Origin of the sequence: Nocardia takedensis NBRC 100417, from assembly GCF_000308695.1 — a bacterium.
Lineage (GTDB): Bacteria > Actinomycetota > Actinomycetes > Mycobacteriales > Mycobacteriaceae > Nocardia > Nocardia takedensis.
In genome coordinates this window covers 14,841-32,787 of the sequence record NZ_BAGG01000257.1, presented here as the reverse complement: position 1 = coordinate 32,787, position 17,947 = coordinate 14,841, and the positions used below count along the sequence as shown (strand labels likewise).

General features: G+C 68.2%; 14 protein-coding genes. 6 read left to right on the top strand and 8 right to left on the bottom strand.

Annotated elements, in window-relative coordinates:
* Positions 1-580: 580 nt before the first annotated feature.
* The 6 genes from ON30_RS39845 to ON30_RS31665 all read right to left on the bottom strand — a co-directional run bounded on the left by ON30_RS39845 (position 581) and on the right by ON30_RS31665 (position 6,564).
* A complete protein-coding gene (locus ON30_RS39845) occupies positions 581-1,291 on the bottom strand; it encodes an AfsR/SARP family transcriptional regulator (protein WP_040713566.1) in 711 nt (236 codons plus the stop codon).
* Entirely contained in the window at positions 1,213-2,454 is a 1,242-nt protein-coding gene (locus tag ON30_RS39840; RefSeq protein WP_157184010.1) for a P-loop NTPase family protein, read from the bottom strand. Before ON30_RS39840 ends, ON30_RS39845 begins: the two co-directional genes overlap by 79 nt.
* Positions 2,451-3,218, bottom strand: a complete 768-nt coding sequence (locus tag ON30_RS31680; protein WP_040713564.1) for a DUF8176 domain-containing protein — start codon at positions 3,216-3,218, stop codon at positions 2,451-2,453. Before ON30_RS31680 ends, ON30_RS39840 begins: the two co-directional genes overlap by 4 nt.
* 144 nt (positions 3,219-3,362) lie before the next feature.
* A complete protein-coding gene (locus ON30_RS31675) occupies positions 3,363-4,508 on the bottom strand; it encodes a lipase family protein (protein WP_051030262.1) in 1,146 nt (381 codons plus the stop codon).
* Positions 4,508-5,632: a cutinase family protein gene (locus ON30_RS31670; protein ID WP_245554311.1), complete on the bottom strand. Its 1,125-nt coding sequence runs from the start codon at positions 5,630-5,632 to the stop codon at positions 4,508-4,510. The genes ON30_RS31675 and ON30_RS31670 overlap by 1 nt, the downstream gene beginning before the upstream one ends.
* 101 nt (positions 5,633-5,733) lie before the next feature.
* Positions 5,734-6,564, bottom strand: coding sequence for a hypothetical protein (locus tag ON30_RS31665; RefSeq protein WP_157184009.1), 831 nt, complete (start codon positions 6,562-6,564; stop codon positions 5,734-5,736).
* A gap of 728 nt (positions 6,565-7,292) precedes the next feature.
* Here ON30_RS31665 and ON30_RS31660 point away from each other — a divergent pair.
* The 6 genes from ON30_RS31660 to ON30_RS31635 all read left to right on the top strand — a co-directional run bounded on the left by ON30_RS31660 (position 7,293) and on the right by ON30_RS31635 (position 15,949).
* On the top strand, positions 7,293-8,315 hold the full coding sequence (locus ON30_RS31660; RefSeq protein WP_083911844.1) for an MmyB family transcriptional regulator: 1,023 nt from the start codon (positions 7,293-7,295) through the stop codon (positions 8,313-8,315).
* 66 nt (positions 8,316-8,381) lie between these two features.
* Positions 8,382-9,140 (top strand): MmyB family transcriptional regulator, encoded by a 759-nt coding sequence (locus ON30_RS31655; protein ID WP_040713560.1) that lies wholly within the window; start codon positions 8,382-8,384, stop codon positions 9,138-9,140.
* Between the two features lie 295 nt (positions 9,141-9,435).
* Positions 9,436-10,596 (top strand): acyl-CoA dehydrogenase family protein, encoded by a 1,161-nt coding sequence (locus ON30_RS31650; protein ID WP_040713559.1) that lies wholly within the window; start codon positions 9,436-9,438, stop codon positions 10,594-10,596.
* Positions 10,593-12,509, top strand: coding sequence for an aminotransferase class III-fold pyridoxal phosphate-dependent enzyme (locus tag ON30_RS31645; RefSeq protein WP_083911843.1), 1,917 nt, complete (start codon positions 10,593-10,595; stop codon positions 12,507-12,509). The genes ON30_RS31650 and ON30_RS31645 overlap by 4 nt, the downstream gene beginning before the upstream one ends.
* A gap of 23 nt (positions 12,510-12,532) precedes the next feature.
* Positions 12,533-14,365, top strand: a complete 1,833-nt coding sequence (gene glmS / locus ON30_RS36720; RefSeq protein ID WP_051030260.1) for a glutamine--fructose-6-phosphate transaminase (isomerizing) — start codon at positions 12,533-12,535, stop codon at positions 14,363-14,365.
* Positions 14,366-14,389: 24 nt separating this feature from the next.
* Positions 14,390-15,949: a class I tRNA ligase family protein gene (locus ON30_RS31635; protein ID WP_051030259.1), complete on the top strand. Its 1,560-nt coding sequence runs from the start codon at positions 14,390-14,392 to the stop codon at positions 15,947-15,949.
* Between the two features lie 76 nt (positions 15,950-16,025).
* Here ON30_RS31635 and ON30_RS31630 read toward each other — a convergent pair whose 3' ends face one another.
* Positions 16,026-16,496 carry an SAM-dependent methyltransferase gene (locus tag ON30_RS31630; protein WP_040713556.1) on the bottom strand — a complete coding sequence of 157 codons (471 nt, stop codon included), beginning with the start codon at positions 16,494-16,496 and terminating at the stop codon, positions 16,026-16,028.
* An 11-nt stretch (positions 16,497-16,507) separates the two neighbouring features.
* Positions 16,508-17,782 (bottom strand): helix-turn-helix domain-containing protein, encoded by a 1,275-nt coding sequence (locus ON30_RS38220; RefSeq protein WP_083911842.1) that lies wholly within the window; start codon positions 17,780-17,782, stop codon positions 16,508-16,510.
* Between the last annotated feature and the right edge of the window lie 165 nt (positions 17,783-17,947).

Below are 17,947 nucleotides of genomic sequence, written 5' to 3'. Positions count from 1 at the left end.
GCACACACATCGACAAGACAAGAAACAAATGAAATGCGACACCGAACCGATGAACAAGCCCACCCGAGACTAAACAAACAAAAACCCCAGACGAAAGAATTGAGAGAATAAAAGAAGAACAAGGGTGCCGGAACATTCGACTCGGATACGAGATCACCACCCGGGGCGAGCGATCTGACCGGACGAACAGCGCCGGAGATCATGTCTATACAGCTTTGTGTATAGACAATCCCGGTTGCGTCAACCCTCCGATACACCACGCCCTACCAGCGCATATGCCGCGCGCGGGGGTGGCGATTTGACCACCACACCCAACCCCCCACGGAAAACCACCACGGAACCCCACACGGAACGACCACGCCGAGATCGCCGACCGATACACCACCCGAGATACTCAGTCGACAGAATTCGCCGTCGCGGAATCACCTGTTCATCGCGAACCGAATCACCGAGCACGCATAATCCAATCCCATATCCACGCCGGCGCGTGGAATACCTTCGGAGATATTCGCGGTGCGACCATTCTAAGCCATTCTCCACCGGTATCACATGCCTGTTCTTTCGTAATGGTCGCGACGTTTCAGCGATTCGGTGGGGGTGACGCCGTATCGGTGCCGGATCGGAGTCGATCGAAGAGTCGGCGGGTGTCGGGGTCGGGTTCCTCGCCGATCTCGGCGAGTTTGGTGGTGAGTGCGGTGTAGGTGCGGTTGAGGGCGTCGCGTTCACCGAGTCGGGCGTGCAGACGTAGGACGTCCTGCCACAGCAATTCGTTGTAGGCGTCGTTCTCGAGTGCTACTTCCAACAGTCCGAGGGTGGCGTAGGGGTCGGCGGCGTGGGCGGCCAGCCAACTCACGGCGTTGAGGTAGTGGCGGCGCGCGTCCTCCCGTAGCGGTTCGACCCATTCCTGGGCGAGGTCGCCGGCCAGGGTGGTCGCGGCGAGGGTGGTGATCGTGTGGCAGGCGGCGGCGCGGGCGGCGTCGGTGCCGGCGTGGCGTCGTGCGGCCACCGCCTCCTCGAAGTCGCGGTAGTCCACCCGCAGCGGGGTCTCGGCGAGGCGGTAGTGCACGGGGTCCGCGGCGAGGACATCGGTGATCCGGCCCTCGGTCACCGCGGCGAGGGTGGTGCGCAGTCGGCTCAGGCCGTTGGACAGCGTCGCGGCCGAGCGCTGCGGTGGCGTCTGCCCCCACAGGGCCTCGATCAGCCCTTCCCGTGTCAGACCGGCCGGATGCAGGGCCAGTACCGAGAGCAGCGCTCGACTGCGGGGCTGTAGGCGACCGGTGACGTCGTCCACTCGGACGGCTCCCGGTGCCCGCCACGTGACCCGCAACGGTCCGAACACCGTGATCGCCAGGACCGGCTCGATGGTATCCGGCGGCGCATCGGGCGCGGGGGCGGGCGGGGTCGGCGGTGGCGGGGTCGGGATAGGGGGCGGATCGGATGCCGGAACGCGACGTTCGGCGGCGTTGTCGTGGCCCTGGTGGCCCGTGATGGCGTTGTCGTGGTCGGGGGCGGGGGGCGGGGTGGATCGGGGCGGGGCGGGGCGTGCGGCGGGTACGCGAGAGGGTGTGGGGCGGGGTCGGAGGTCGGGGCCGGTCGGGTCGATCCGATATACGCGCGGCACGGTCGGATTCCGGCCGGCGGCGGGGCGGCGGGTCGGTGGCCGGACACGGTGACGCTCGACCGCGACGGGGGCCGGGGCCGGGTTGGGGGGCGTAGTTGCTCGTACAGACCGGCGGCGAGGTTGCGGGCGGCCGGGAGCAGGGCGCGACCTCGTGGTGCTCGGGTGCCGTACGGCAGGGCATCGGCGGCGGCGGGAGCCAGGGGCAGGGTGCCCACGACGGGCACGGCCAGGACGCGGGCGTAGTCGACGCGTGGGTCCGCGCCGAGCAGGATCACCCCGCGGTGAGGACTGTGGGCGGTGAGCCGGTGAATCCGGCGAGCGGCGTGGTCGGGGTCGACGCGGTCGGCGCGGACCACGACCAGGCAGGCGTCGGCGGCGGCCAGGACCGGCGCGAGCCGGGTATCCGGTTCGGGGGAACCGCAATCGGCGACGATCGTCGCGCCCAGCACCCGCACCCCGGGGCCGGGGCCGGCCAACAGGGCGGCGGCCACGGCGGCGCGGGCGGGGTCGCGGCCCGGTGGTGCCGCGAGCAGCGCGACCCCGCCGGGTAGGTATTGCACGTGCCCGACGAGCCGTTCGGGCCGCACCGGGGTGGTGTCCGGGTCGAGGCTGCGGGCCAGACTCGACAGCCCGAGGTAGGGGTCCGCGCCGATGAGGGCGGCGAGCTGACCGCCTCGCTCGTCGGCTTCGACGAGCAACGACGCCGTGCCCGCGACGGGCCGGCACTGCGCGAGCGCCAGGGCCGTCGTGGTGACTCCGGTACGAGGGCCGACTCCGGCCACCGCGATCACCAGCGGCGCGCTCGCGGAACCCGGGGTGTCGGGGTGGGTCATTTTCCCCGGTCTTGGAAGCGGGTGATCAGCGGACCGGTCTCGCCGGGGCGGGAATTGACGATCCCGAGGAAGTCCTCCCGTACCCCGTCCGGGGTCAGGTGCGCGACATGGGTGTTGGCCGTGCCGTCGGGTAGCGGTGTCACCGCCGCGCAATAGATCGTGCCCACGGGGATTTTCGCGATGCCCGCGGCGAGGCTGTCGTGGGTGATCCCCATCGCGGGGTCGAGCACCCGCAGCGCGGCGTCGACATCGCGGGCGTAGTAGGCGGCCTGGAAGTTCGCGAACACCCCGACCACCGTGGCCGGGTCACCCGGCCCGTTGGTGACCACCGTGCCCTCGAGCCCCTCGCAAGCGCCCCCGTGCCCGGTCATGGTCGGCGTGCTCTGCACGCTCGACTCGGCCGTGGCGCCGAGAGTCTCGCCCCGACGCGAGTCGCTCGCCCACGCGCCCACCACCCCGGCCATGATCGCGACCACGGACACCAGCGCGCCCCACCCCCGCCACGACAACCCCGTCCGCTCCCCCACCACCGGGTCGTCGGGTAGGTCGGGGACCGGGGTCAGCCACCGCCCCGCCGGGTCAGGGTCGGAGTCGAAGTCGAACTCGGCGAAGGGCTCGCCCCCGGTCTCGACGGTGTCGAGGTCAGGGTCGGGGTCCGGGTCGGGTGGCACCAGGCGCAGAGTGTGGGCGGCCTCGAAGTCCTCGAGCCATCCCTTGCCGTGCGCGTCATCGATCGGCTCATCGGGGGTATCGCGGTCGCGCATTCATCTCGCCTCCTCGAATCGGTTGCCGGTACCGGTGACTCGGCACGCAAGCCGGGTCATCGGATGTCCCCCGAGGTCTGCCCGCATCCCGTTGTCCGGGACGAGGTTTGCCGGGATGCGGGCAGGATTCCCCCGGACGGGGGTTCAGAGACCGGCCGACCCGTGGACCCTGGGCGGGGTCGGCGCGGTCGTGGCCGGTGGTGTGCGGGTGAGGTTCTCGGCCAGCCGGGCGAGAACGTCCGTGGTGGCGGCCACGGCGGTGTCGGCGTGTCCGGCGTCGTACTCCCGCCAACTCACTTCGGTCCCCCGCTGGCGGTAGGCGATCAGCGTGCGCCGCCCCGAATGCGGAGGCACGAGGCCGTCGATCGCTCCGTGGTAGAGGTGCAGCGGCATCGGCGGCGCGGTGTGGGCCAGGGTCTCCAGACTGAGGACTCGTCGCCACCAGTGCTCGTTCCACGGGTCCTCCCGCCGGCACCAGCGGGCCAGCGGTTCGGGGAATCGTTGCGCGAGTTCGGGTCCGGTCAGGGTCGCGGCCTGGGCCAAGGCGCGGGTGCCGTCCTCGGTGAGTACGTGGCGCAACGGGATCTGGTCGTAGGCCGCCGCCAACCCGGCGACCGCGGCGAGACCCAACCCCGCGTTGCGGGTGATCGAGGGTGCCAGGGCGGCGAGGTCGGAGACCACCGCCCCGGCCGCGACCCCGCGCAGGTCGATCTCGGGCGCGTACCACGGGTGCAGTTCCCCGGCGGCGGCGACCACCCGCCCGCCGTCGCCGTACCCCCACGCCACGACCGGGGCGACGGGGATGTCGAGGTCCGAACCCCAATACACCGCCCGCGCCAGATCCAACATGTGCCGTGCCCCCGCGCGGGCGGCGAGGAAGGTGTGCGGGCCGCACCCGGACATGCCGAGCCCCTCCCCGTCCGGGATCGCGACCACCCAGCCACGTCGCAGCGCGGCCTCGATCCCGCCGGGGTCGGGCTCGGCCCCGACCGCCAACAACTGCGACGGCGCGCACAATCCGCCCAGTCCACGGAATTCCGGGCAGTACAGCAGGATCGCGGCCGGTCCCGGTTCGGGGATCGTCTCGGGGATCAGCACGATCCCCGAGGCGGGGACGGCCTCGCCGCGGGCGTTGCTGGTGACGTAGACGAACTGCCACGCCCCCGCCGCCGCTGTGAGTTGCGGGCAGAACACCGGCCGCACCCGCACCAGATAGCCGGGGCGCGCGTCCGGTCCCAGGGTGGGTGGGCGGAAGAAGTCGTCGGTCTCGGACATGAGTGTTTCGGGCATCACTGGCTCCCTGCGAGGTCGTGGGCCAGCGCGGTCAACCACGCGACCCCGGTGGCGAGTTGTCCGGCGGCGGCGTAACCGGTGTGCGCGGCAACGAGGTTCGCGTAGCGCAGCCAGACGGCGGGGTTGGTCATATCGGTGTTCTCGGCCAGCAACCGACCCACCGCGTCGGAAAGCTGGCCGGCGAGTTTCGGCAACTGCCCGACCGGGTCGGCGGCCACGGTCGCGGTGATCTGTCCCCACCGCGAGGTCGCGGCCGCAGCCTGCTCAGGACTCGGCGGCACGGTCGCGGGATCGGCGGCGTCGGTGAGCCGCGAGGCCAGGCTCGCCGCAGGCGCGTAGTCGACGACACCGGGCCCGAGGGCGAAATCGTCGTTGACCACGGTCGTCCAGGCGTCGCCGAGGACACCGCCGAGCAGGGCTTGGATCGAGCCGAGCGCGGCCACGGGGTCGCGGAGGTCGGCCTGGGCGGCGATCCCGGCGGCGACCCGCAGCAGTGCGGCGTTGTCCGGTGCCGCGCACGAGAGGTCCCCGTCGACGCAGATGTCGGCCACCCGCCCCGTCAGCGCCCCGTAATCGACCCCCTCGCCGGCGGCGATCCCGCCACCGGCAGGCGCGGCGGTGGTGATCGCTACCGACGCGACCGCCGCCCCCGAGGTGCCCGGGGCCGGGTCGGGCGTCGACTGTCCAGGGCGACCCGGGATCACCGGCGAGCCCGCCGCGCGGGTCGGGTCGGAGTACAGGGCCACGGCCGCGACCTGATCGGGAGCCACCGGTCCCCCGCCGGCCCCGACGGCGCGTGCGAACTGCGAGACCACGTGCGCGCCCTGCGAATAGCCCACCACGGCCAGGGCGGTGCTCGGGCAGTCGACGCCGATCCGGTCGGCGGTGGCGTTCAGTTCGGCCAGGCCGTCGCCGACCGACTCCGCGTAGGGGTCCGGCCCCGAGTTGGTGCCCCACGCGCCACCGAAACTCGCGGCGTAGGGGATGTAGGTGTGGCGCACCAGATGCGGGAGCGCCGCGCTCACCGGGCCGAGCAACTGGCCCAGCATCCCGGTATCGGCGGTCGCCGAGGCGGTCGGTGAGGACTGGCCGGTGCCCTGCACCCCCAGGACCCACAACACCGGGCACCCCCCGGGGGCAGGCTCGGCCGAGCCCACCCCCGGAACGAGAACTGTGCTCATGGCGCCCGCCAACGCGACCGCGGCGAGGACACGAGACCGGCTCACGGCTGCCCCACCCCCGCACCCGCACCGAGCGCCGCGCCCACCGCGCCGGCGACCACCGCGCCCACCGCACCCACCGGGACACCGGCCACCACCGCACCGGCCAACGCACCGGCCGCCGCACCCAACGCGGTACCAGCAACCCCGGAGGTGACCGTCCCGACCACCGGAACCGGCACCACGGTCCCCAGCGCCGCCCCGGCGATCCCGCCGATGGTGCCGCCGATCAACCCGCCCGCGACCGCACCGGCCGCAGCGGCGGGCGCACCCGCCACCCCCGCACCCACCGCACCACCACCGGCACCGCCCGCGATCGTCGCACCCGCCACCCGATCCGAACGCCCCGCCGGCAACCCGATGCTGTCGAGGAACGTCGCGGCCTGAGCCTCGACATTCGCGGCGGTGTCGTTGATCCCGTCACGGACCTCCGGGGGCACCCACTCCGGCGACGGCGTCTGCCACTGCCCGATACGGATCGTGTCCGGCGGTGCCTCGATCGGCGCGACCGGAGCCACCGGTTCCGGCGAGTGCAACTCGATCACCTGCACCACCGGGGCAGGCCCCGGCGCGGGAGCCGGACGCGGGGCCGGACCATTGCGAACCTCGGGCGGCTGCACCGGATACACCGGCGCGGGCGGCACCTCCACCACCGGAGACGGCGGGGGCGGCGGTGCGGGAGTGCTGGTCCCGGGCTGCGGGGACAAGACCTCGAGTCCGGGCTGCGAGGCGATCGGATCGAGGTCGGCGGCACCGGCCTCCGGGCCTGCCGACATCAGCAGCACCGCCGCGACACCGGCAGCGACCAGACGGCCATCCCTCAGCAGCCTCAAGACGAACACGGTGCGATACCGCATCCACCGCAGGCGGCTACCCCCTCCCCACCGCGCCCACCGGGCGCGGGTTGTTCTTCCGTTTTCGGGCATGGGAAATACACCTCTCCTGTCTGGGGAATAGAAGAAAATCGGATCGGGAAATGCGCGGAATGGCGCGCGAGAATGACAGAAAGGCCCCGGCCGCCCGACCTCGGCCGGAACCCGTCGCCGAATTCCTCAGTCGCGAGGAATTCTGTGATCGGTCACAGGTACGTCAGTACCAGACCCAGTCCCTGCGAGACGACCGAGAGCACATTGGAGACCAGCGAGGCCCCCGTGTCGAGCAATGCCAGAATGCTGTAGATGTCCACGTTGTTCCTCACTTGAGTTGTTGCGATTGCCCCACCATCACAACCCCGAGCCCCCCTGCGACACCAGCACTTCGAGGGGTCAGAAACGTGCTAACACAACCATTACCCCGCAGCGCACTGCGCGGGCCAGCGCGAATGCGCTTAAAGGGTCACGGTTGTGTGAGGTGACGAACTTCGCCGGCCGCTACCGTGCCGCGAGCACCGATGCGGCTACTTCCGTAGCACCGGCACGGCAAACGCTCATGCGCGAACGGCATGAGGCGAATGGTTAATAGTCTGTTAGCTCACAGAGAATAAAGTTTGCCGGGTCCGATCTTTCTCTGGTAGAAACGAATCGACCCGCGAGCACGCTAACCCTCCAGCGTACCTGCGGGATTGAACGATCGGAAGACCGCGAGGAAGAGGGCAAGACAATTGACCGCGCTGCCGCCCGACCCGGCACCCCGACCACGACGCCGCCGCCCCCACCGACCGACTCCCCAGCCCCCGGAACCGCCCACGAAGCTACCCAGCCTCGGGACCTGGATCAGCAAACTGCGTGAACGCCATGACCTCGCACGCAAATCCGCCGCCCGCCGACTCCACATCAGCGAGGCCACGCTCAAGAGGCTCGAAGGCGACATAGGCACACCCAGAGAGGACGTCGTGACCTCGGCGATCAGGGGCTACGGCCTCGATTTCGGCGAGACCCGCTACACCCGCGACCTCGCCGCGGAACCCTACGTCCTGCCCCCGCTCGCCGATCTTCGCGTCCAGACCACCGCACCCGCCTACCTGGACCGGCTCGCACAGCACGGCGACCACGAATCCGCCTGCGCCTACATCGATCCGCTGTGGAACGTGGTCCTCGCCAACACGCGCTTCACCGACGCCCTGCCCGATCTCGACCGATTCGGCGACAACTTCCTGCGGTGGTTCTTCCACCCGGACCCGTCGACGCCCTCGACGTCGGAGTACATCGTCCTGGACCGTGACAACTTCGCCCGCCAACTGGTCGCCACCGTGCGCGCTGCCCTCGGGCGCCATCGCGAGTCCCCCGACGGCCTCGCGATGGTGCGAGAGTTGTGGCCCTCACCCAAGTTCCGAGACCTGTGGGACAACGACTTCACCCTCGTCTACGGCCTGCACCCCGGCCAGCCCGTGCACCTGCGCGACCCCGCCACCGGCGAGCCCTACTCGGAGAAGGTCAACCTCGGCTTCGTCCCCGCCAGCACCCTGCGGTTCTGTGTCGGCAACCGTGGCCCCCACAGCGGACCGCCGCCACCGCGCTCCGACGGCCACCGACCCAGCCCCCCGACATCCCCACGCCCGACATCTCCACGCCCGACATCCCCGCGCGGAGGGAACGCGGCCGACCCGAACCAATCCCGCACCACCGGACAGGAACGCCACCGATGACCATTCCAGCCCCCGCCCACATCGTTTCCACCTACCGCTTATCCACGCCGAGACGAGACAGATGACATGGCGGTTACCCGCGTACCCCGAGGGATTCCCATCCTTCGCGACTCACTGGAGTACCTGCGCAACCAACACGGCCTGTCCCGCGAGGCCCTCGCGCACCGCATCGACAAGAGCACCTCACTGCTCAACCAGGTCGCCTACGGCACCAGAGCAGCCAGCGTCGAGGTCTTGGAAGCCCTCGCCTGCGTCTTCAACCTCAGCGACGACGAACAAACCCACATACGCGAGTTGTCGGAGCCCTCCCAGCATCTCCCACCGGCCGACGCGATACGCAGCTGCCTCATCGACCTGAACGTCCAAGCCAACCTCGATGAAGCCGACGCCCGCGACACCCTTCTGGTCTACCTCGACCCATTGCGAACCGTCCTCCTGGGCAACCGGATATTCCACCGGGCGGTCCCCGGCCTCGCCGACGCGGACGGCAACTACTTTCTGTGGCTGTTCAGCGCCGAAGCCCGCCGGCTCGTCGCCGACTGGGAAGACGAGGCCCGCCTCGCCGTCACCATCCTGCGCACCGTACTCGGACGACACCGCGCCCTGCCCCGAGCCCACGCTCTGTTCCGCAAGCTCATGACCGACCCCGACTTCGCCCGCATCTGGGAGTCCACCACCATGCAGGTCGCCTACGGCCGAGGCATACGCAACCCCATCCGCGCACGCACGCCCGACTCCACCGAACCCATCTCGCTCGACCTCGAGATCGCCGAATTCGGCGGGTGCGAGTACACCATCAGCGCCTACGGCACCTACAAGCCATAGCCCCTCCCGAGGTGGGCCGCCCAAGCTGCAATTGGGCCATTTGCGACAGCGGCGCATACGAGCCATTGCACGCCGCCGCCTGCTGACCCGACAAACCGCGAGGGCGCACGACCTGTACGTCCTCAGCACCTGCTTGTCAGCACGCACTCAACGGCCGGCCCCACCCACCGCCGCCTCAGCTCGGCGCGGGCGTCGACCTACCCGATAGTCAGCTGCCAATCCGCCGCTGACAGATTGGCAGTCAACGCTTTTGGGCGCATGATGGGCGGTCGATGTGCGAGACGGGGGTTGGTCCATGACGACTGTTCGCGGTGAACGCAGCGGCGCTCGCGAGGGTCTGCTGGCGGCGGTGGCGGAAATCGAGGTGGTGTTGGCGGCGGTGGCCGACCGCGGTGAGTCCGATCGTCTGGCGACCGCAGAGGCCATGTCCGCTTTGCGCGACTCGGGATTGTTGGCGGCTCTGGCACCGACGGAGGTCGGGGGCTTGCAAGTCGATCCGGTGACCGAACTCGAGATCATCGAGGCGGTCAGCGCCGTGGACGGGTCGACGGGGTGGCTGTACTGGGCGCTGGCGGGCAGTACAGCGCGGGCGGCGTCGATGATGCCGCCCAGCGCGGTGCGCGCGGTCTTCGGCGTTGGTCGCGACTTTCCGCTCATCGCGTTCCAGGAGCGCGCCTTCGGCAACAGACTGGTTCCGACCCGATCGGGGTTGCGCGTGCAGGGGCGTTGGCCGTTCGGGACCGGGGCGCAGTATGCCGATTGGGTTCTGGCGATCGGGCGCTGCGCGACACCGGAATACTGTCCGTGGCCCGAGACGCCCCAGCTCGCGGCGGTGGTGCGGGCGGGGGAGTTCGAGGTCGTGGACTGCTGGGACGGGGCCGGGCTGGCCGCGACGGGCACCGTCGACTACCGGGTCACCGATCTCGTGGTGCCGTGGTCGCGGGTGTGGCCGTATCCGGTCGACGGCCCCGAACGCGGTGGGGTGTACTTCGGTTTCCGGCGAGCCGCGATCAAGCATCTCGGATTCGCCCTCGGGGTGGGGCGCGGCGCGTTGCGCGCGTTCGTCTCTCACGTCCGACACCGGTACTCGGGTCGGCGGCCGATGCCCGATGGATTGGTCACCGAGTTGGCTCGATCCCGATTGAACTTGGACGCGGCGCGCGCGCTCGGGCTCGAGGCGGTCTCGGGCCTGTGGTGGCAGGCATCGGGCGGGGGCGTGGTGGATGAGGCGGCGTACCGGCGGGTTCGTGCGGTGGCCCGGTGGGCGACCGAGGTGGCCTTCGATATCTGTGCGTTGGTGGCCCGGTTCGGTGACAGTGACCTGCTGGCCCGCCAGCACTACAGCCAGCGAGCCTTGCGCGACATCGTGGCGGGCTCGGCGCACGGCGAGATGAGTGTGCACGCGCTCGAGGCGTTCGGGCGTGATCTGCTAGCGAAAGAGGAGGATTTCCGTTGAACTCGAGCGTGGTCACCGCACTTCGGCCGAGCTACCCGCCGATCGTGGCCGCGCGCGGCGGCCTGTTCACATGTGCCGACGGCCGACAGTTCATCGACCTCTCCGCGCAGACGCTGAATCTAGCTCTGGGACATGGTCTTTCGTCGGTACGTGCGGCCGTCGCCGAACAGGTCGAGACGATGGAATTCGCGTCCTCGCGGTTCGCGAGTGTGCCCTTCCTGGACTTGTGCGATCGGCTGGCGAGCTTGGCTCCCCCAGGGTTCGACGCGGTGGCCGCGAAGCTGACCAACGGCAGCGACGCCGTGGAAACCGCCCTCAAGCTGGCCCTACAGCACACACGGCGTCGCAGGATCGGGTGTCTTCCCGACGCATGGCACGGGGAAACGTTCATGACCCTCGGACTGGCGACCACCCATCGAGGTCGAGCGTTGAGCGACTCTACGCTGGCGGTGGCCGCCGAAGAGCCCAGCATCGCGGCGTTGACCCGGCTGGTCGCGGCGCGAGGCGACCTCGCCGCGGTCGTCCTGGACCCGGTCATGGTGGCTCAAGGGCTGCCCGTCGGAGACCTCAGCGCCGACATGCGGCGTTTGCGCGCAGCCTGCGACCGATCCTCGACCCTGCTGGTGACCGACGAGGTGCAGGCGTTCGGATGGCTGGGCGAGCACCTGTTCAGCCACGAGCTGACCGGCGTGATACCCGACATCGTCTGTCTCGGTAAAGCATTGGGCGCGGGCTACCCGCTCGCCGCCGTCCTGGCCCGCCGCGATCTGATAGCAGTGCTGCAATACAACGACGCCGAATTCACCGGCGGCGGACACGCGATCTCGTGCGCCGCAGCGCTGGCGGGCCTGGACTATCTGACCTCGCACCGAACCGAACTGTCCGATCGAGTCGACGAGTTCGCCCGACTGCTGACCGAGCACTTCCCGGCGGACGATTTCGAGGTTCGGCAGGCCGGATCGATCGGGTCGGTCGCGCTGCGGTCGCCACGGTTGGCCGAGACATGGGCCGCGCAGGTGGTGGCGCGCGCCGCGCAGGCAGGGGTGTTCGTTCGTCTGACCGATCGGGGACGGCGGTTGCTGATCAAGCCGCCCCTGGTCCTGGAATCGGCGCACCTGGGCAAAGCGCTCTCGGAGGTCGCCGCGATCAGCACGGCCACCGCCCTCGACCTGGGCAGTGTGTGCACCTCACCACATACGCACTCCCAGAACGGGCAGCGGTGCGTCGTGCGCCGGGGCATCCGACCCAACCCGCATGTGGGCTACGTCGACGCCCTGTTGCGCACGGCGGCTCCCGGTGTGCAAGCGCTAGCCCGGGGGGCTCACCAACAGCACGAGCTGAGTATCCGCCTGGACGGCATCGGCGTACCGACAACGATCTGTTACCCCGTCGACGGCGCGGAGGCCGTTGATCACGGTTGGGTGCCCGGCCGAAATCTCTACGACGTCCTCGCCGATCCCGACACGGACCCGGGCCTGGTCAACGGGCTGGTACTACGGCACTACGAACTCGTGATCCGAGCCCACGACCACGGTATCGTGATCGGAGACCGGTGGGCGGGTAACGCCGTGGTCACCGACCGGTCGCAGATAGTGCTCATCGATTTCGAACTCGGCTACAGCGGTCAGCATCATGAGGCAGCCTCGTTCGAGGAAGCGTTCATGATTTTGCAGACACTGGTCGCCCTACCGGCTGTGAACCCGGTACGGGAAAACCTGCTGTTGCGTCTGGTCGACTCGATGGTGGACCGGCACGGTATCAGCCGGTGCGCGCAGGTCTGGGCGCGGTTGGGTGAGTTCTATCGGGACCCGGCACGCCCGGTCCACGGCGGCTCAGATTCCGCCCACGCCTACGCGGGGTTAGTGTGGGCCGCATTGTCGCGGCTGACTCCGCAGACCGATTCCAGCTTGTAAACCGACGGAGGAACACACCCGATATGTGTGGCATCGTGGGGATCACCTCACCCGAGAACAACGTGACCGCGCAGACCGCCGACCAACTGGCGATGCTGGAATATCGCGGCTATGACTCCTGGGGCCTGGCTTGCCTCACCGACGCCACCTTAGCCGTGGTCAAGGACACGGGCTCGATCGGCAAAGCGATCCGCGAAGGCCAGTTGAGCGGCCTGCCGGACGCCTCGCTGGCGCTGGGCCACACCCGGTGGGCCACCCACGGTGGTGTCACCGCCGCCAACGCCCATCCACACCTGTCCTACGACCGGGCGGTCGCAGTCGTGCACAACGGCGTCATCGAGAACCATCTGCAACTGCGCCGCGAGCTGGAAGCCGACGGCGTGAGCTTCGCCAGCGACACCGACTCCGAGGTCGCCGCGCACCTCATCGCGCGCCACCTCGAAAACGGTGCGACGATGCGCGACGCAATCGCCGCCACCACGGCGGCCCTGTCGGGCGAGTACGCGCTCGCGGTGATCAGCGTCACCGACCCCGACACCGTCTGGGGTGCCAAGCACAAGAGCCCCCTCGTTGTCGCCTTCGACGGCCGGCGCGGCGTCCTGGCCTCCGACCAGATGGCACTCGACAACGTCAGCGACGACGTCCTGTTCCTCGAGGACGGCGACATCGTCTCGGTTCACGCCGACGCCGCGCAGGTCTACACAGCCGGCAACGGGGCCGTGGAACCGGTGACACGGGCATTCACCCGGCTGACCAGTCGGCAGGAACGCGCCGACAAAGGCCAATACCCCCATTGGATGATCAAAGAGATCCACGAGACCCCCACGGCGGTGACCGCCGCCCTGAGCCTGTCCGCCGAGCAGTTCGCCTCGGTGCTGCCCCCGGACCGCCCTGTGACCCTTATCGGCGCGGGCAGCGCGTTCTACGTCGCCTCGATGGGCCAATACCTGCTCAAGAGCCTCGCCGGGATTCGCGCCACCGCCCTGCCCTCGGATGAGGCCGAGTACCTGGCCGTCCTCGGTCCCGGCGACCCGCTGATCGCGGTCTCGCAATCGGGCGAGACGTTCGACACTCTCGAAATCTGCCGCAGTGCGGTCGAGGCGGGCGCGGTCCTCACCAGTATCTGCAACGTGCCCAGTTCCACCCAGGAACGCCTCGCCACCCACCGACTGCAACAGGGGTCCGGCCCCGAAATCTGCGTGCTCTCCACCAAGAGCATCGTCAGCCAGGTCGTGCTCCTGGCCCGCCTGGCCCTCGAGACCGGCCGCGCCAACGGCACCCTCACCGCGGACCAGTACGCATCGAACGAGGCGTCGCTGGCGCGTCTGTCAGACACCCTCACCGAGTTCATCACCACAACCTCGACGTCGGTGCAAGCGCTGGCGTCCAAGTACAGCCAGGTCAGCGACTGGTTCTTCCTCGGACGCGGCATCCTGTACCCGGCCGCCTGCGAGAGCGCTCTGAAGTTCAAAGAAGTCAATTACCACCACGCGGAAGGCATGGCCTCGGGGTTCTTCAAGCACGGCACGATCTCGCTGATCGATGAGAACTTCTACACCGTGGCCCTGTTGCCGTCCCATACCGGCGACCCCGACCGCTACGCGGCAACGCTGGCGGCGGTCAGCGAGATCGCCGCACGCAAAGGCCCCGTGATCGGGATCGGCCCCGCCGGCGTGCCCGAAGACGACCTCGACAATTTCGCCGAGTACCTGCCCCTGCCCTACCACGGCGACGAGATCGCCGACTTGGTCATCCAGCTCGTCGCGGGGCAGCTCCTGGCCTACTACTGCGCCCTCGACCTGGGGCGAGAGATCGACCAACCGCGCTCGCTGGCCAAGTCGGTCACCGTGCGCTGACACGCAACACTTGGGGGGAGTGCCGTGGCCGATTGGCTGCTGATACCGATGTGCCCGACGCCGAACGGGCGGCTCCACATCGGCCACGGCGCAGGCCCTTACCTGCGCGCCGACGCCATCGCACGCGCACTACGCCGCGACGGGCACACCGCCGCCGTCATCACCGGCACCGACGCCCACGAGAACTGGGTCCTCGCCGCGGCCGGACCGGATCGCACCCCGGAACAAACCTGTGCTCACTACCACGCCGGCATCGAGCACGACCTGCGCGCGCTCGGGGTCGAGCTGGATCAGTGGATAGACCCCCTCGCGCCAGAGCACCGCACCGCCTACCGCGAACTACACGAGCGCATGTTCGACACGTTGCGCGCTCGCGGCGTCGCCCGCCTCGGCGTCGAACGCATCCCCGTCGGCGAACACAGCGGACAGCCGTTACTCGGGGTCTGGATCGCTGGACGCTGCCCCACCTGCGACGCCCCGGCCGGGGGCAACACCTGCACAGCCTGTAGCGACCACTTCCACCCCGACGAACTACGCGAGGCCCACAGCCGCCTCACCGACGAGCCGATTCGCTGGCAGGACCACCCGAGTTGGTTCGCCTACCCCGACGATCCCGCCGCTATCCTCGACCGACTCCGCGCCACCGGCCTGCCCGAACAGTTCCTCACCGCCCCCCGCACCTACCTTCGACGGCCGACCGCGAGAACTCGGCTCACGCAACCCGGCACCTGGGGCATCACCAGCGACGCCCTCACCGCGGGCACCGTCCTGTCCAACACCTACTACGCCTACGCCCTCTACTGCGGCCAACTCCACAACCGCACAGACGGCAACGCCTTCGCCCCGGACTCACAGACCACTGTCGTCGGCCTGTTCGGCACCGACAACTCGATCGCCGGACTCGTGGCGCCCCACGTCCTCGCCGCCCCCGCCAGCTTCAAACCCTTCGACCACACCGTCATCAACCACATGGTCCACTTCGAGGGCCACAAGTGCTCCACAAGCAAACAGCACGGCATCTGGATCAGCGACCTCATCGACAACACCAACGTCACCTCCGACGAACTCCGCTACGCCCTCGCCCAACTCCCCATCGACCACCACATCGGCGAAATCGACACCGCGACACTCACCCACCGAATCAACGAACTACGCACTTGGCACACGCACCACCTCGCGCCCGCATTGCACACAGGCCGCGAAACCATCCTCGATACAGCCGATCTCGAACTCATCGCCAGCCAACTCGACCGGCAACGCCGCCACCTCACACCACCACACACAGACCTCGCCGCGGCAACCACCGTCATCCGCGACTGGATGTTCGACAAGACGCTCGACCGCACCGACACCCACCAAGCCGTCGCATGGCTCACCGGCACAGCCCTACTCGCGGTGCCTGTGCTCCCACAGCTTGCCAACTTTCTTTGGACGGCACTACATCTCAGTCAGCAACCGATTTGTCTCGCCGAACTCGGCAATCAGCGCAGACCCCTTCATCCGACTCCGCATCAAATCAGCACACCTAACCGGCCGATTGCCGAATCCGAAATCGAGTCGCACGCGCGTAGGCCGTCCGATTGAGCACCGCAGCTACCTCGCCGGATCGGGCGAGTGGACCGATCCAGCGAGTCACGCAGGTCGAGCAGGGTAGCCGATGTCAGTAGTAGTCCTTCAGCATTTCAGTGGACCACGATGCTTGCCGGACCTGCCCACGGGGGCCGAACTCCGCGAACCACGGCTTGATGTCCAGAACGGGGGTGCCATCGACAGCATCGAGTTCGGCCACATGTAGATCCAGGCCGTCGACCCGCGTCAGTCGACACCGTGAAACGCCGATCCAGTTCACTCGTCTCATGTTCCTGTGGCCGAAAATGCCCACTGCCGGCCACTCGGGATTGTCGCGAGCACTACGTGCGCCGAAGTGCAAGTCCGTGGGATCGGTCAGGTGAAATCGAAAGATGATCTCAAGGTGGCTGAACTCCTCCAAACCTTGGACCGATTCAATAGTGAACCGAGGATCGTCAACGCGAATGATCGCATCCGTGCCGCCCCAGTGATCGTCCGTCGGCTCGACCCGGCCGCCAACTACGTGCGCGACCGGCGTAACCTGAAACATCCCGTCATTCATTCCGTTTTGCCCTAACTCGCTGTTGCAGCCAGATACCGAGCTGCCTGTTCATCAGCTTCCCGAGCACCGGACACAGCTCGATGAAGTTGCGGTGCCAGATGCAATCTTATGTCTCTCGCAATGCTTCGAGTACGCCCCGAGCGCACACCACCCATCGCATCGAGCGCGTCATGCCAGGTAGCGCAAGCCTGTTCGAGTTCGCCCTGACGCGCCTGCACAGAGCCCAGGTAGCCTAGGGTCACGGCATGGGTTCTCGTGAACGCACCAGCCTTGCGTTTACGAACGCTGAGCTGAAACTGCTCCGCAGCCCCCGCGAGGTCTCCGACATCTCTCAACGCACAGGCGGTCTCATGGGCGAGACTGGCCTCAGAAAAGAAGAAGACCCTGGCAGGTTCGGCATCCTCACGATCGACCGCCGCGAGATCCTGCTCAGCGACAACCAGCGCCTTTGCTGACTCTGATGCTCGCCCAGCAGCACTAAGCGCCTTCGCGTGCACTACCTTCAGAAGCGCTCGTTCGCGCGGGCACGCAGCACGGTACCGCTCGCCGCTGACTGATGCTTCGGCCAGCTGTAGCCCCTGTTCGTGGTGGCCGAGATCGATGGCTTGGTGAGCCATCGCACGCAATACATGACCGGCAAGCGGCGCGTCCTCTGCTTCCGTCGCCAACTGCATTGCGGCAGCGAAATAGCGCTGCGCGACAGCGTGCTCGTCGTTGTCGAAAGCCATCCATCCAGCCAGATATGTCATTTCGGCAGCTGCCGAGAACATCTGGCGTCGGACACCATCGTCAGCGAAGTGTCCCGACAGATAGGCGACTACCTCGTTCGTCAGATACTGAACGACCGCTGTTCGGCCGTGCCCCCCACCCAGTCGTTGGTCGATCTGAGAAAAGACCAGACTGACGTCTCGCACAGCGGCTACGTCCGCTGTACCCACTTGGCGAACTATGTTTTCGTTTGGTGGGTCTCCTGCAAGTTGGTGAGGACTATCCCACCGCAAAGCGGAAGCACTAAGAGCCGCCGAATATCCCACGCGCAGGAAGGCACGCCGTTCCACATCAGCCTTTCCAAGGTTGAGCAAATCCGCCACCGGATGTTGTATGCGGCCGAAACACTTTTCGTACTGCGCAATAACTTCTGCGGTCGGAGTTCGTTGTCCGGTCTCGTAGTAGGCGAGAACAGATTTCCCATAGTGGATCTGGGCAGCCAAGGCCGCTAGGGACATCCCAGCAGCTTCCCGCGCCGAGCGGAGCTGCGCACCAACGATCGCCGCGTGACTGTCCATTCCCCCAACTTATCGGTTGTGTGAAGTGCACGGTCCGGTTTGTGGACGTGCTGTGGATACAAAGTTGTAGGTCGCTCGCGCTTCCCGATGGTTTTCTGAAGTCGCGTCGGGTGTCGCAGTGCCAAGCCCTGTCTCAATCATCAGCGTTCGAGAGGTCCGGCGCAC

What these genes read in the sequence shown, in the direction of transcription:
- ON30_RS39840 (WP_157184010.1), bottom strand. Translation starts at nt 2,454, where the DNA reads ATGACCCACCCCGACACCCCGGGTTCCGCGAGCGCGCCGCTGGTGATC.
- ON30_RS31680 (WP_040713564.1), bottom strand. Translation starts at nt 3,218, where the DNA reads ATGCGCGACCGCGATACCCCCGATGAGCCGATCGATGACGCGCACGGC.
- ON30_RS31675 (WP_051030262.1), bottom strand. Translation starts at nt 4,508, where the DNA reads ATGCCCGAAACACTCATGTCCGAGACCGACGACTTCTTCCGCCCACCC.
- ON30_RS31655 (WP_040713560.1), top strand. Translation starts at nt 8,382, where the DNA reads ATGGCGGTTACCCGCGTACCCCGAGGGATTCCCATCCTTCGCGACTCA.
- ON30_RS31650 (WP_040713559.1), top strand. Translation starts at nt 9,436, where the DNA reads ATGACGACTGTTCGCGGTGAACGCAGCGGCGCTCGCGAGGGTCTGCTG.
- glmS (WP_051030260.1), top strand. Translation starts at nt 12,533, where the DNA reads ATGTGTGGCATCGTGGGGATCACCTCACCCGAGAACAACGTGACCGCG.
- ON30_RS31630 (WP_040713556.1), bottom strand. Translation starts at nt 16,496, where the DNA reads ATGAATGACGGGATGTTTCAGGTTACGCCGGTCGCGCACGTAGTTGGC.
- ON30_RS38220 (WP_083911842.1), bottom strand. Translation starts at nt 17,782, where the DNA reads ATGGACAGTCACGCGGCGATCGTTGGTGCGCAGCTCCGCTCGGCGCGG.